General features: G+C 35.3%; 15 protein-coding genes. All 15 read left to right on the top strand.

Features of this window, described 5'->3' with window-relative positions:
• Positions 1 to 351: 351 nt before the first annotated feature.
• The 15 genes from GSR62_RS09570 to GSR62_RS07850 all read left to right on the top strand — a co-directional run bounded on the left by GSR62_RS09570 (position 352) and on the right by GSR62_RS07850 (position 14,509).
• Positions 352 to 1,233 (top strand): zinc ribbon domain-containing protein, encoded by an 882-nt coding sequence (locus GSR62_RS09570; RefSeq protein WP_010688215.1) that lies wholly within the window; start codon positions 352 to 354, stop codon positions 1,231 to 1,233.
• A gap of 11 nt (positions 1,234 to 1,244) precedes the next feature.
• Positions 1,245 to 1,760, top strand: coding sequence for a zinc ribbon domain-containing protein (locus GSR62_RS07910; RefSeq protein WP_010688214.1), 516 nt, complete (start codon positions 1,245 to 1,247; stop codon positions 1,758 to 1,760).
• A gap of 10 nt (positions 1,761 to 1,770) precedes the next feature.
• The gene (locus GSR62_RS07905) at positions 1,771 to 2,298 is read left to right on the top strand and encodes a zinc finger Ran-binding domain-containing protein (protein WP_010688213.1); all 528 of its coding nucleotides are present in this window, start codon (positions 1,771 to 1,773) and stop codon (positions 2,296 to 2,298) included.
• A gap of 6 nt (positions 2,299 to 2,304) precedes the next feature.
• Entirely contained in the window at positions 2,305 to 3,012 is a 708-nt protein-coding gene (locus tag GSR62_RS07900; protein WP_010688212.1) for a zinc ribbon domain-containing protein, read from the top strand.
• Positions 3,013 to 3,023: 11 nt separating this feature from the next.
• Positions 3,024 to 3,707 carry a zinc ribbon domain-containing protein gene (locus GSR62_RS07895; RefSeq protein WP_010688211.1) on the top strand — a complete coding sequence of 228 codons (684 nt, stop codon included), beginning with the start codon at positions 3,024 to 3,026 and terminating at the stop codon, positions 3,705 to 3,707.
• 127 nt (positions 3,708 to 3,834) lie between these two features.
• The gene (locus tag GSR62_RS07890; protein ID WP_066023549.1) at positions 3,835 to 4,164 is read left to right on the top strand and encodes a hypothetical protein; all 330 of its coding nucleotides are present in this window, start codon (positions 3,835 to 3,837) and stop codon (positions 4,162 to 4,164) included.
• A 145-nt stretch (positions 4,165 to 4,309) separates the two neighbouring features.
• Complete coding sequence (locus GSR62_RS07885; protein WP_010688209.1) at positions 4,310 to 4,603, top strand: Mor transcription activator family protein; 294 nt, start codon at positions 4,310 to 4,312, stop codon at positions 4,601 to 4,603.
• Positions 4,604 to 4,823: 220 nt separating this feature from the next.
• On the top strand, positions 4,824 to 5,318 hold the full coding sequence (locus GSR62_RS07880) for a hypothetical protein (protein WP_010688208.1): 495 nt from the start codon (positions 4,824 to 4,826) through the stop codon (positions 5,316 to 5,318).
• 205 nt (positions 5,319 to 5,523) lie between these two features.
• The gene (locus tag GSR62_RS09620; RefSeq protein ID WP_010688207.1) at positions 5,524 to 5,658 is read left to right on the top strand and encodes a hypothetical protein; all 135 of its coding nucleotides are present in this window, start codon (positions 5,524 to 5,526) and stop codon (positions 5,656 to 5,658) included.
• Between the two features lie 220 nt (positions 5,659 to 5,878).
• A complete protein-coding gene (locus tag GSR62_RS07875) occupies positions 5,879 to 7,519 on the top strand; it encodes a hypothetical protein (RefSeq protein ID WP_066023548.1) in 1,641 nt (546 codons plus the stop codon).
• Positions 7,520 to 7,533: 14 nt separating this feature from the next.
• Positions 7,534 to 8,997: a hypothetical protein gene (locus GSR62_RS07870; protein ID WP_010688204.1), complete on the top strand. Its 1,464-nt coding sequence runs from the start codon at positions 7,534 to 7,536 to the stop codon at positions 8,995 to 8,997.
• A gap of 300 nt (positions 8,998 to 9,297) precedes the next feature.
• Complete coding sequence (locus GSR62_RS07865) at positions 9,298 to 10,356, top strand: dynamin family protein (RefSeq protein ID WP_056938451.1); 1,059 nt, start codon at positions 9,298 to 9,300, stop codon at positions 10,354 to 10,356.
• 10 nt (positions 10,357 to 10,366) lie between these two features.
• A complete protein-coding gene (locus GSR62_RS07860) occupies positions 10,367 to 12,631 on the top strand; it encodes a dynamin family protein (RefSeq protein ID WP_010688201.1) in 2,265 nt (754 codons plus the stop codon).
• Positions 12,632 to 12,644: 13 nt separating this feature from the next.
• Complete coding sequence (locus GSR62_RS07855) at positions 12,645 to 13,181, top strand: hypothetical protein (RefSeq protein ID WP_010688200.1); 537 nt, start codon at positions 12,645 to 12,647, stop codon at positions 13,179 to 13,181.
• Positions 13,182 to 13,192: 11 nt separating this feature from the next.
• The gene (locus GSR62_RS07850; RefSeq protein WP_010688199.1) at positions 13,193 to 14,509 is read left to right on the top strand and encodes a hypothetical protein; all 1,317 of its coding nucleotides are present in this window, start codon (positions 13,193 to 13,195) and stop codon (positions 14,507 to 14,509) included.
• Positions 14,510 to 14,518: the final 9 nt, after the last annotated feature.

Raw genomic sequence — 14,518 nt, 5'->3', positions numbered from 1 at the left:
AAGGCATTCCTCCAATTTTTGAGGAACAAAAAAAGCCTGCACAAGGGCAGACTGAGTCATCTTGCATCAGCCCAAAACCCTAAATTCTGCCCAAGTGAAACTGACCCTGTTTGTTCCCAGAGTTGTTAAACTTGTTTGTTGTGCAGAATTTAGAATTTCAATGGCGACGCCTCCGTTCAATTTGATCTACGAACTAGGATAGCAGGTTAGTTGTGCACTGTCAACCGAAATTTTGTGATAAAGTTTCAAGTAAAAAGACACGTAATAGTGCAATATAAACTGCACTATTCCTTTTCTATAATGTGCTTATATGGATCTATCTGTATATAAATGTTATAGGGAGTGTTTTTTATGAAAAATAAATTTTGTTCAAACTGTGGTCAACAGTTAGAAGCAGGGGCGAAATTTTGTCCCCAATGTGGTGCTACCCAAAATGTAGCACCAAGTAATCAAGGACAACCGGTGAACCAACAGCCACAAACCCCACCGGTCCAACCAAATCCTCAAAGCTACCAACAAGCACCACAACAACCAAACATGCAACAGGGGTATCAACAACAAGTGCCACCAACAGGGCAACAACCATACCAACAACAAGTACCACCAACGGGGCAATATCAACAACGGGTAAATCAATTTATAAATAATATCAAAAAATTTAAAAATGTTGTCCCAGGTCAAATGGGGTCACAACCTAATTTAGGTTTTTGGGATAGTGTAAAGTATGTGACTGCAAATACGTTTGATTTTAAGACGCCAGAAACACGGAAGGCAGTTTATTGGTGGGGAACTTTAGGACAATGTATTGTAGGTCTGGCCTTATATATGATCATGTACTTTTTTGCGATTACGGGTTTCAGTAGTGGTAGCGAACTTATGTTACTTTTAGGGAATCTATTTTATATTATTTTTTATGTTTTCTGCTGTGCTTCCGGAATCAGCTTGTTAGCTGCCGCAGTACGCAGAACACGTTACATTGCCAATAATCCATGGTTAGTTTTAGTGCCATTTTACAATATTTATTTATTATTGGTCGATCACCCACAATACCAAAGCCAACCGTATCAACAACCTAACCAAATGCAACAACCATACCAACAACAAAATTATGGTCAACAACCACAATATATGAATCAACAACAAGCACCACAACAACCGGTACAAAATCAACACCAACCACAACAAGTACCATCACAAAAACCAAACGATGATCAAAATACACCTCAAAATTAGGGGGAGAATTGATGTTAAATTGTCCTAACTGTGGGCAACAAAATCCTGCTGGTTCTGCATTTTGTAGTAATTGCGGAGCGCAGTTGCAAATGTATGCCCCACCTAAGAAAAATGGCTTGCCTGTTCCAGCGATCATCGGGATCTGTATAGCCGTAGTCGTGTTGATTTTTGGTGGCTTATATATGTTAGGCGGTAATGATCCTGAGTATAAGACAGCTGATAAATTGGAACTGGCTGATATTGTGGGGACTTGGAGATTAGTTGACGAGAGCAAAAAAGACACGATGACCGAAGAGATAAAAATCAGTGAAGATGAGATCACAACGGATTCAGGTGAAAAAATTGCTGTACGTTACAGCACTGTGACTGATGAAGACACAGTGATCATTTCAGATACCGATAATATTTTTACAGCTAATATGGTTGAATTACGTCTGGAAAAGCGTAAAGTAAACGGAATTGAGCATGTTGTCCTTGCTGTCTATAACAGTTCTGATGATAGCTGGGGATATTACGTAAGAAAGTAGAGGTGCTTCTATGATCTGTCCAACTTGTGGATATCAAAATTCACCTAGAGAGAAGTATTGTCAGCAATGTGGGCTTATTTTGCCCAAAGCTAGTCGTTCGAAATTACCAGTAGTCATTATTGTTAGTTTTTTGCTTTTTACAGCAATTGGGACGGGCCTAGCATATCATTTTGGCGTGATCAACAATGACCCTAAGTATGTGAAATACGATAAGATCGAACCTAAGGATGTTACTGGTAAGTGGAAATTTGTTGAGGAAACAAAAAAGGGTGTGTTAGATAAGAATCTTCGATCATTTGAGATCACACCTAGTAAGATCACATACAGAGTGAAGTCGAGTAAAGAATTACAAAAAATAGATCTATCACTGAGAATTGTGGATAAGTCATCAAAACTTATTGTATTTGCAAATAAAGATGCTAGTACCTGGTTAGCATTTCGCTTGGAAAAGCATAAGATAAATGGTGTTGAACGAACGGTTTTAGCTTTTCCAGTTCAAGATGGCGAATGGGCTTACTTTGTACGTGAAGGGAAGTGAAGTTAGATGCAATGTCCAAACTGTGGAAAAGATAATTTACCTGGCGCACAATTTTGCGAAAATTGTGGACAAAGTTTGTCAGCATCACAACAAACTTTCATTCAACCGATCCCACCTAAAAAGAATAATGCTGGTAAGTATATCTTAGGGGTATTTATCGGATTGTTTCTTAGTCTGATCGCGGTCGGTGCAATAACCTTGGTGCATAATACATTGGCTCAACGTCCAGTAAAAACGAGTGCTAAGTTGAAAACCGAAGTATATAAATATAAAGATTCATCAGAAGATGATAGTTCAACCCAAGAAGATGCCAGTTCCGATGATGATGCAGATTCATCAGATGAGCAAGAAGTTGATCAAGATGCGCCAACACCTGTTGTAGCTAACGGTCAAACGACGACTTGGGTCAGTGATGATGGCCCAGTTTTAACGATCAATGGAACGACAATTGTGACAATTTCAAACGGAAGTAAGGCTCCAGAAGATGGAACTTATGATATTAGCGGGATCGAAAACAATGGTGAAAGTTTTCATCCTATGAGTGGTCCGCCACAAGGGCGAATCGATAGAGGGGAAATCAGCATCGTTGACAATGTTTTGACTGTGAACAATCAAGGTCAGATCACGACTTATCACTATCAACCAGAGTCAAAAGAAGGTAATACCGAAAGTAGTTCCTATGATGATGACGATAATATCTATGAAGCAGATTAGGAGGGAAGACTATGCAATGTCCAAATTGTGGAAATAATAATGCTCCTGGAGCAAAATTTTGCCAAAATTGTGGTTATAATTTTTCAACGGGCAAGAAAAAAGGTCCATGGCTATATATCTTATTAGTTATCGGAGCTTTAGTTGTACTATGCGGTGTTTTCTTTGCATACAAGGCGGTTACTAACCAAACAGCAAGTGCTCCAACCAAGCAAGTGGTAAGTTCCAAAAAAGAAACGAGTTCGTCCAAAGCTAAGAAAAAAGAAAGTTCTAGTGAAAAAGAAAGCTCAACAGCAGTGGAAAGTTCATCTGAACGTGAAAAAGCTTCTAGCACAAGTGTAGAGGTTGCGGGAAATAATGCAGCAGCTAATAGTGAATCAACAAGTAGTGCTACATCATTACCTGATCCATTATTTGTCGATGGTCGAACATCGATCTGGGAAAATGTTACTAATCCTGATGATGTTATGATCATCACAGGTGTTGATACGGTGCAGACTGCTCATGTGGTACATGATAGTGCGACAACACCGACTCATTACGACAATTCTTACAATATTGAAGAAAATACTGGCAACAGCTTACTTTTGCGTTCAACAATGGGTGGCTTCGGTGGCGGTATTGAAGTCAAAGGCGATCATATTGTCTGGCAAGATCATGAAACGATCAAAGAATATTCGCTAAAATATATTAAATAATTTTACATACCTAACGCAAAAAATGCGTTGGGTATTTTTTTGTCTCGATTTAGGTAAAAAATAACGTTTACATAAAAAATCTAGCATGGTAGAATTTACGTGTAAATATTTAGACTGGGGGGATATGATGAAAGAGGCAAAACAAAAGCAAAACATTCAAAAAGTCAACGAGCTATTCACAGAACTATATGATCTGCTAGACCATCAAGCAGCTAAAGTAGCTGTTCAAAATGCGTATAACAAAATAAATGCGTCAGATAAACTTTCAGTCCAGTACGCCGAGGTGCCCGAAGCAATCGAGGCGCTGAAAAGAGAGTTTTCGAGGCTGTCACTTGCTAAACAGACAAAATTCACCCGTGCCCAAGAAGAGATAGTCTCCCAGTTGACGGTTTTTACTAGAAAATCTTTTCAAAAGGGGTTTGAAGGCTTAGGAATGGTGGGCATTTGGTTTGTATAAGAAAATACCTGATCGAATTTCAAAAATTTGGTCAGGTATTTTTTCATGTAAAACTACATGTATAAGTACGTTGAAGACCGCTATATCAACTGCAAGACGCATTTTATATAATTTGGGATGTATTAATGCTAGGGAGTTTATCATTATGGATAAAGAAGAAATCGATATTGAGGCATTGCACTCATTTTATAAGGAATTACAAAATTTGATCGGTCTAGAAAGCATGTTGAAGGTCCATGATCACTATAAAGGCTCGCAATTAGTGATCCCAAGTCATCTCTATGACCGCAAGATCGCTGCGACAAAGATCACTGAGCAATATAACGGACGCAATTCACGTGAACTAGCGCGCAAGTACGGTTATTCCCAAAAATGGGTCTTGGACAATTTACGTAAAGCCCGTGAAAAAGGCACACCGGTAGCAGATTGCAAAAAATAGGCAACCTAAAATAAATTTAAAAAATTATATTTATTGTTGACAAATTCATAGAATATGCCGAATATAAGGTTGATAAATTAGGATTTATCGAGATAATTTCCAAGGATAAAATTTATGAAAATACCAGTCGAAATGTCAGCAAATAAGGGTATATACTTAAAGTAAGATTAATTTTTCGGAGTGCACCATGATTTCGGATTACAAGAAGACATATCAAGAGATGGCAGCACTGATTGGAGAGCAACGGACACATAAGTTGTTTGAAATGGTCAAGAGTACCAAATATGACTTCTCTATGCGGCTGTATTCTAAGCAGTACTGTGAATATTATATTTTAAAGCATAAAGATCACAAGCAACCACGTATTTTAGCCCTAGAATTAGGCTATAGTTTGCGTTTTGTGCAAGATGTGATCAAAGAAAAACGATGCTTGCCAACAAACTATGATGAGGAAATTGTTAAGATGAATAAGTACAACGGAATTTATCAGCTATTCTACGAGCTGTTTGGCGAGCGGGTGGTCAATCTGGTCTATGATAATTTGCGAGGAAGCACCATCTATTTTCCTTCCAAATTACATTCTAAAGATTATGCGCGCAAGAAGATCGCGGAAAATATGGATCGCTTGAATGTACGTGAGCTGGCAAAATTGACTGGTTACAGTGAGCGCAGTGTGCGACGGATGATAAGTGAGATAACTGAAGATGATCAATGAGGCTTTAGCAGATCTGCTAGAGCTTTTTTTGTGCAGTGAAAAAAGTTATTCTTTTTGCATTAGATGACACTATACGTCTATTTAGCGGCGGATAATATAAAACATAAGGTGATCAATTGAAAGTTTAGTGGTAGCTTTTGATCACCGGATCACTAGGCAATGCATTGGATGAAGATTAAAACATTGCACAGAAGGGAGAAGTCTAATGACTAACAATTCACCAAGAAATACCCATGGACCGATCGTCAAAACTGGTCCTACAGCAGGGCAAAATCGTTCACGTAACAATGATGGTAGCTGGCGCAAAAAGCGCAGTGATGCTGGAAAATCAAGAAAGTAGGCCCACAGATGTTAGAGGAAATTTACCAAAAGATGTACGTAGTGGCAGAAAAAGTCTACAACTATATGTACCAATTTTTAGGTGATCCAGAAGATTGGTTCGATTGATCAAAGTAGCTCGGTTCTTGGGGATCGGGCTATTTTTATGATGTGCAAATAGATGGTGTTAAGTAAGCGCTTTATTGTATTATAAAGATATATTAAAAGTGGAGGTAACTATTATGAGATCAGAAGAATTTATTAGAGAAAATGTTACAAAATATTTTGATGATAGCAATGTATTGATTACGCCCGCAAAAACAGATAAAGAAAAAAAGAAAGTTGTTAATGCGGCACAAAAAATTGCTAACGGCATAAATCCGGCATTCATTGCAGCAATTTATGATACAACACTTTTGGGGAGTGGGAAGGAAGGTATTGTTTTTACAGGGGAAAAACTTTTCTATAAAGAAGCTTTTGAAGCCCCGGTTGAGATTGATTTAAGTAAGGTAGTGGAAGTAGAATATCTTGAAAATAAGATTGTAAATTCAAAAGGAAAAGAAAGTATTGAGTGTGATTTGGTAATTAAATTAGAGGAATCTGATGATATCAAATTACATAAGGGATATGTCACAGATACATTGAAGGCGTTAGGTGATTTTTTAAATGAATTGGCTAATGAGGTAAGTGAAACTGTTAGCACAGATCACCAAGTTATTTTGACTGATTGTAGTGATGAAGCTATTCTTGCATATTTGAAAATTGTAACTAATTTTATTAAGCATGATGGGAAAGTTGAAACTAAAGAATATGTCAGTTTAGCAGGCTTGATTGGTGGATTACAGCTGGGGGATAAATTATCTGATGAGCTAAGAAAATATCGTAATAGTGCAGAAATGGAAGATAATGATAGTTTGATTTCAACATTAAAACGAGAAATTCCTGAAGGAAGCCAAAGTGAAATTTTTCAAGGTTTAGTGAATGATTTAATATTAACAACTCCGTTTGAAAAGTATGATGAAGTTAGAGAAGAAGAATATTTTAAGGATATTCAAGAAAAATTAGGAGTTACGGATGAACAGATTGATGTCTTCATCAAAAAAAGTGAACAAGATAAAAAAATCATTGAGGAAAGAACTACTGATAAGGAAGCAAAGAAAATGCGGGAGGAACTTGCAGGTATAGCAGGTGCCGCAGGAGCTTCTTTAGCTGCTTTTGGTGTTACGGGAGTAGTGGTTGGAGCGTTTGGGGAACTAGGTTTAGGGACCTTAGCTTTTGCTACAATGTCAACTGGGGGACTTGCATTGGCTGTAGCAGGAATTACAACAGCTGGAATCGTTGGGTATAATGGAGTTAAAAAATTATCAAGTAGTAAAACTGAAGACAGTATTATTCGTCAAACATTACTTCAAGAAGCTATTAAGAGACACGAAATGGGTATGCAATTGATGTTGAGTGACATAAATTATATTACAAAAAGAATAGTAGACTTATCAGCAAAGATAAACAAAAGTGATGAAGCTCGTGAACAATTGAAAAAATTAGTAGAGAGATTGTCTAAAACTAATAATGCAATTAATCACGCAAAACAAGATGAAGAATATCGGAAACGTGAATTGATTTTGAGTGAACTTCCAGAAACTTTAGAAGTTGAAAAGTTGAATGATTTACTCAAGCAAAATATTAATGGGGATAAGTTTGGAATGGCCTTGGACGAAGTATACAATTATAAAGAAGGCGAAAACCGCATTAATGAAGAAAGTGAGCTAAAAAACCTAAAAGTATGTAAAGCAATCTTAGAAAATATAGAGTATTACAAAGTTGCAACTATGGCTAATGCTAAAAATGTGGGTAAGAAGCTCTGGTCAAAGCTAAATAACTAATTTAGGTGAGAATAATGAAAAAAACAGATGATCTTTTTGATGATTTAGCTGAAATATTAGCTGTAAATCAAGACCAACTAGAGTTAGGTGAAGTAAGACTGGATAACTTGAACAATGATCTTGATATTGTTGAACAAAAACTTTGTGAAGAAAGTAAACTTTTTACTGATACAGAACGACTCTTGCAAGAAAATAGATTATCTAGCGATGAGTTATCAGAGCTGGCAGGTATATTGGCTTTAGAAAACTCAATAGAGAAGAAAAAATATGAAGATATCCAGTTGCTGAATACCGATAGCTGGGATGCGTTGTTATCTAGTGCTCAAAATTATGCAAATGTTAGAAAACTTGATATGAATGATCCATATTTCAAAGTTCTAAGTGAGCGTGAGATAGTTGAAATAAATCAACAGATCGTCAGAGACTTTAAGTTATCACGCCTAGATGGGATGGATTATGCGTTTGCTGCTTCTGTTGGAATAATAATGGGATTAGTAGATAAGTTTTTAATAGGTGATATAACGCGACAAAAAAATAATGGGAATGATATGTTGCGCCGTAAAGTTGATGAATTGTATAGTAAAGTTGTAGTCGGGTACGCTAATTTTGTTAATCCTGATGGTGGAAAATTTAGTAGCGAAAAAACGGCAATTAAATTTCTTGAAGGAAAGTATGCTGTGAACTACGATGCGGCAACTCATGATTCGATTATTGAAAGTGGAATAAATAAATTTACACCTAATAATCATCATATCAAATCGATTGCGCACTGGCCTGATTTGCTAGGTTTGATTGTAGGAATAATGGATCAAATTACAGGAAAAACAACGATTTTTAATAATGGTAGGATAGAACGTGTAACTACAGTCAATCAGGGATTGGAATTTAGCTCATCAAATATGATAGTTAAAATTGCTGAATCTGTAAAAAATTGGTTTGGACATATTATGTCTGATATCGCGGGCTCGAGCACATCTATGCAACGTGGAGCAGGTTTACCAGCACCATTTTTCGGAACGTTACAAAGTCTTAACTTTGGGAAAATAGGCGATAAAAATTTTGGTGAGGTAAGCACATGGCTTTATGAAAAAGGCTTTGATCTGCGAATGTTTACGGCTCAATCTATTCCAGTTATATTAGAAGAGGTTATGATAAGGATCTATATGTCCTTTAAGCGAAAATTCTATATAGATGAGCAGACAGGAGAATTAGCAGATTCCTACAAAGAAGATTTAAGCAGGATGTTGTTAACTACTACTGCTGTTTTTGAAGCAGGCGATGTAGTGGATGCTTTGGTACGTAGTGGTGGTTTAAATGTAACAGTTTTATTGAAGTTGAATTACGTCAATGTCGCTGATATGGGATTTAGGGCTGTACAAGTTCTTAGGAATAAGGTAAAACATATCCATGATTTGGAACAAAAAGACGCAGAGCTTCAGCGAGAATGGAATCGAATATCTCTTGAATTAACAATGTAAATAATATAAGCCATATTCGGAATTTTCTGAATATGGTTTTTTTATTTGGTAATTATTTTGTGACACATATTGTCTATGCGAGAAGGGATAATTAGTGTAAACAAGATAATGAGTGAGTTCAAAATATTTTGGATGCTTTTTGTGACAAACTTTACGTGTTTTTCGTTATAAAACCTTTTAAAACTAGGTAAATATAAATTTTTTTATAATGTATTTTTTAACTTTTATCAAGTAGAATTGCCTATAATATTGTAAGAGAATTAAAGTGTTATTAACAATTATTATTAAAGGGGTGTCCTGATGTTTTTTGGGAAATTAAAAAAAGCTCAAGCAGAAACCAATGAAAAATTAGAAGTATTATCTCAAAAGCAAGCAGAGCTAGAAAAGATCATTCAAATTTATGAGGAAAAATTATCAAAAACAGAAGAAAAAGTAGAAGATATTTCTGAAACATATAAAGATGAGATTCGTAGTGCCATTAGAGCGAATGTAGAGAGTGAGGTGAGTAGTACCGACTCAAGTGGATTGAAGGTAAGATATGCCAATCAAGATACTGAGTTGTTTCCCAGGCGACGCAGAAGATTAAAAGTTCTTGTTACTGCAACAATGAGTGCAGGAAAATCAACATTGATCAATGCGCTTGTTGGTAAAAAAATACTATTTTCACAAAATGAGTCGGCCACTGGTAAAATTTATCACATTTTAAATAAGGTAGATAAATCTGGCTTTAGCCGACTTGAAGATGAATTACAAAATTTAGAAACTGAACAAGAAATTATCAAAATTAGTGAAAGTTCCAGTGAGAAAGACATCTATATCAGTACTTACATAGAGAGATTCAATGAATTCCCAGTTGAAATTATTGATACTCCTGGGACGAACTATTCTGGAAATGATAATCACTTGGGGTTAACTGAATATGCTCTAAATAATATTGATTATGATGTTATTTTATGTGTACTAAATGCTACACAAGCGGGTACATATGATGAGAAGAAGAATTTACAACTTGTAAAAAAAGCTGATAAACCAGTAATTTTTGCGCTTAATAAAATAGATACGTTTAACAAAAAAAATGATTCTGTTGAACAAAGTATATCTGATGCAGAGGAAGAACTAAGTGAGTTAGGATTTTTAGAGCCCACTGTATTGCCGGTTTCAAGTTATTTTGCATTACTAGGATGTTTGAGTGGTACAGATTCTCTAGATGATGATGATGAATTTGAATTAGAACGTCTAACTAGAAAACTCACCAAGGATAAGTTATATAAGACTGGTAATGAAGATATAGATGATACAGTTGATGTATTAAGTGGCATTTACCAGTTAGGGAATGAATTATTGAAATATACAAAGTAGAGGGAATTTTATGAGTGAAGTATATGTTAAATACAATCCTTATACAGTTAAAACAGATATAAGAATTGATGATAAAAATTTTGATATTGATGCGGGTAAACACCTGCAGGAATGGGTGGAAGAACTACCGGAATATATCACATCGAAAGGAAAGGACAAAAATTTTAAGTTCACATTCCATGGTACTAATTATGATTATGAAGATGTGGTTGAAGCTTGTGAGCGATATGTCAAAAAAAATCCAGAATTTAATTTTGAGATTAACTACGAGGCACCAACTGAAGAAGTGGTTGATAAAATTGGTCAAATCACAGAAATTTTTGAAGAAATCCAAGCAGGTGATGTGGAGGATTTGAAGACTCCAGAATTGGCAGATGCCTTTGAAAAAGCTAAAAGTGATGAGTTTCCAATAAATGTAATTGCTACAATGAGTGCTGGCAAATCAACACTTATTAATTCTCTATTAGGAGATGAAATTATGCCATCTTCTCAAGAACCATGTACTGCAATTATTACTAATATTAAGGATAATGACGACTTATATAATTTTAAGGCAACTGTTTTTGATAAGCAAAATATGAAGATTGCCGAAAGTGATAATGTTACCATTAAAGAAACAACAGAGTGGAATAGTGATGAGAACGTAGCAACCATTAACATGGAAGGGGATATTCCATTTATTGGGTCGAAAGAGAATGATTCTAATTTAATATTAATTGATACGCCTGGACCAAATAATGCTCGAAAAGAAGAGCATAAAAAGACAACATGGAAAATGTTAGGGAAATCTTCAAAGACATTAGTATTGTACATTTTAAATGCTACACAATTGGGTATAAAAGATGATAAAAATTTTTTGACTAGAGTTAAGGATACTATGAGTGTAGGAGGCAAACAGTCCAGGGATAGATTTATTTTTGTTGTCAATAAATTAGACGCTTTAAAAGCTAAAACAGAAGATGTTTCTAAAACTTTAGCTAATGTGCGGAGCTACTTAGAGGATGATATCGGAATTGAGAATCCAAATATTTATGCGGCAAGCGCATTGAATGCGCTGCAATTAAGAACTATCTTAAAGGGGAAATCAGTCGATGATTTGGACATAGATGACGATGAAGAAGCTGAGTTATTTGTAAAGATTAGACGAGCTATTAAGCGGGAAGATCATCATTTCGAACAGTATGCTCCACAAATTCCATCTATTAAGAGAGAAATAGATAGCAAATTAGCCAAAGCAATTGAAGAGAAGGATAAAAAAGAACAGGCATTAATTTATAGTGGTGTTCCTACAATTGAGTCAGCAATTAGATTATATGTAGAAAAGTATGCTATTCCAGCAAAAATTTCAAATATTGTTGCAACATTTGAAGCCAGCTTGAAAAAAGCAAATATTAAACGTTCGTTAGAGAATAAGATTAGTGAAAATGAGGAATTGGGAAATAAACTTCGAGCTAAAGCTGCTGAAATTAACTCAAAACTTGAAAGTGCAAAAAATGGTAAAGAATTGCAAAGTAAAATTGATAAAATTAGCTATTCTAAGTTAGTTGAAAAAGAAGCTAACAAATCAATTAAGCAAGCGATAGCTGATTTTAATGAGCAAGTTGATAATCTGCAAGATGAAATTGAAGAATATGAAGCTAAAACGGAATATGAAAGTTTAGTCCAAGAAGTAGAAGATATTAGACAACGTGTTGAAGTTGAGTTAAATGAATTGGTAGAATTCTGTATTAATGAACAAACACAGGATTTGATTGATGAATATAAAAGCAGAATCAACTCAATCTTGGATGAATCGGACATGGATATGGAATTAGGAAGTCCTATAGAATTTATTCATGCCGATATAGAATCGAGTGTTGGAAATATTGAACAAATGAATGTACAACATCGTGAAGCTGAATACCATTTTGAAAGTCAAAAGAAATGGTATAACCCATTTACATGGTTTAAAGGTGATAAATACGTAGAAGATACACCAGAAAAAGATTTTGTTGAGAAAAAAGATTTTGTCAATATGTTTAGTGGGGTTCAACCAATGTTAGTAGATTATGTGCCGCAGATAACTGCATATGCTGAAACACAGGAAGTTAAGACTAGAAAATTCTTCGAACACGAATTTGAACGGTTGACATCTATGATGCAAGAGGAAATGAAGAGCTTAGAAAATGTTAAATCGCAAAAAGATTTATCTGAAGCCGAAATTGAAAAAAATCGTCAAACATTAGAATGGCTAGCAAATCTTGAGGCGAAGTTGAACAATGTTTTAAGTATATAGGGAGGATAGACTGATGGCTATAGACAATTTTTTTAAGGAAAGTGTGAAGAGTGGGAATCGGACAAAAGTGGTTGTAAGTATGAAAGATTCAATATTACTTGATCCAACATTAAAGCTTTTTGATGAAAAACTTCAATTTGCTATGGGAAAAATTCCTAATCTGATTGAAGAGCATGATGGTGAAACTTTCAAAAGTGAAGATGAATGGACAGAAAAATATTTGTATGATGTTTTGGCTGATTTAACATTTAATTTTTCGCAAGAAAGAATCGACTTTTTACATCAACTTGCCCCCACTGTGAAAAAAGGTGAGGAGACAGTGAATAAGAAAAACACCAAAAGTCAAAAAAATCCCAGTAGTAGAGGAGTCAGGCATAAAGAAAATAGTAAACAAGATACTCAAAAAATTGCAGGAACCGTAACAGCAGTGGCTGGGGCAATTACGACAGCCGCTGGATTAGCCACAGCACATACTGCTTTAACTATTAGCGGAGCATGCGTAACTATTGCTGGAGTAGCAATTGCTTTGGTTGATAACTCGAAAGAATAAGGGATGGTGTCATGAGTGAATTGAATCTTCCGCATGGTGAAGATGTAAAGAAACTTGTTAAACGAGTAAATGATTCGCAAGAATTAGAATTAACGCGTAAAGACCTAGATTTTGTGGCATTAATAGCTGGATTACAGATTTTGCGCCAATATCTTTCACGAAAAAAGATTTTGAATATGCGTAGACTAAATGATCAAGAATCAGCTAATTTAGTAAAGCATAACTCAGTTGTTGAAAATGTAATTAAAAATAAAAATTATGGTGAGTGGATACTTGGTCCAACAAGTTACGATGCAATAGCTCGATCGTCAACTAAAATTACTAAGACTGGACTGTCTGGAATGAATCATCGCTACAAAACATTAGCACATGATCCGCTAGTTGGTTTGTTGGTTGGTCCAATAAATTTAATGAGTGAAACGATAACTTTTAGTGATGAAGATGCGCTTATTTCTTTGAAGACCTCAAATGTTGTCCCTACAGATTATGGACGGGCAGATTCGGGGTATCAAATAGGTGAACCTACTACATTTACGACAGCCACTGCTACTAGCATTGAGTATGTAAAAAATGACGCTATGATTTTGCCAGCAGCGGTAGTGAAGCATTTGTTACATTTAGCTTCTGATGTGGGCACACAACAAGGGTTGCCTATTCCTGGTCTATCATTGCTACCTAATATTGGAGAAGTTACTTCGGCTAGTGTCAATAGTTGGTTGTTAGAAAACCATTTTGATGCTATGTGGATTGCTAATATCGGAGTCCAGTATGGATTAGCCGAGTTTATAAATACAATTAGTAGTATTATCTATAGATTTTTGAGATATCGAAATTCACCTGTATCTGCTGAAATTGTTAAGCGGAAAACTGACAAAGTAATTGCAGTAGCTAATGGGATTTCTACATCACAAGATTTAATACGCTCATTAATGAAAGCACAATTTGATTTACCGAATGCTATTCGTGAGCTTGATTTTGGTGGGTTAATAGCTACAATTAAGCGTCTTATCCAATCAGATGAATTTAAAGATGATATAAAAAATATTGATAAAATTTGGAATCAAGTGGTTTTTGGTATGACACACAGTGTTGAAGATTTGGAAATTCAATTACAGACTCAACTACGCTATATTGATAGTAAATATTCTCAAATAATGAAAGAGATGTTGAAAGAATATGAAGTATATGCAAATCTTCAAGAAAATGCAACTAATTGGAATCAGTCTGCGAAAAGTCAATTTGAAAGTAGTGTAGAGTTTGCAAAGTTGAATAATGTCACAAATTATTTGAGCTCAAAGGAAGATATTTATAATTTTTTCAATAATTAAGGAGTGATT

Source organism: Ligilactobacillus animalis, from assembly GCF_009933595.1.
Taxonomy (GTDB): Bacteria; Bacillota; Bacilli; order Lactobacillales; family Lactobacillaceae; genus Ligilactobacillus; species Ligilactobacillus animalis.
This window is presented reverse-complemented; position numbering and strand designations above follow the sequence as displayed.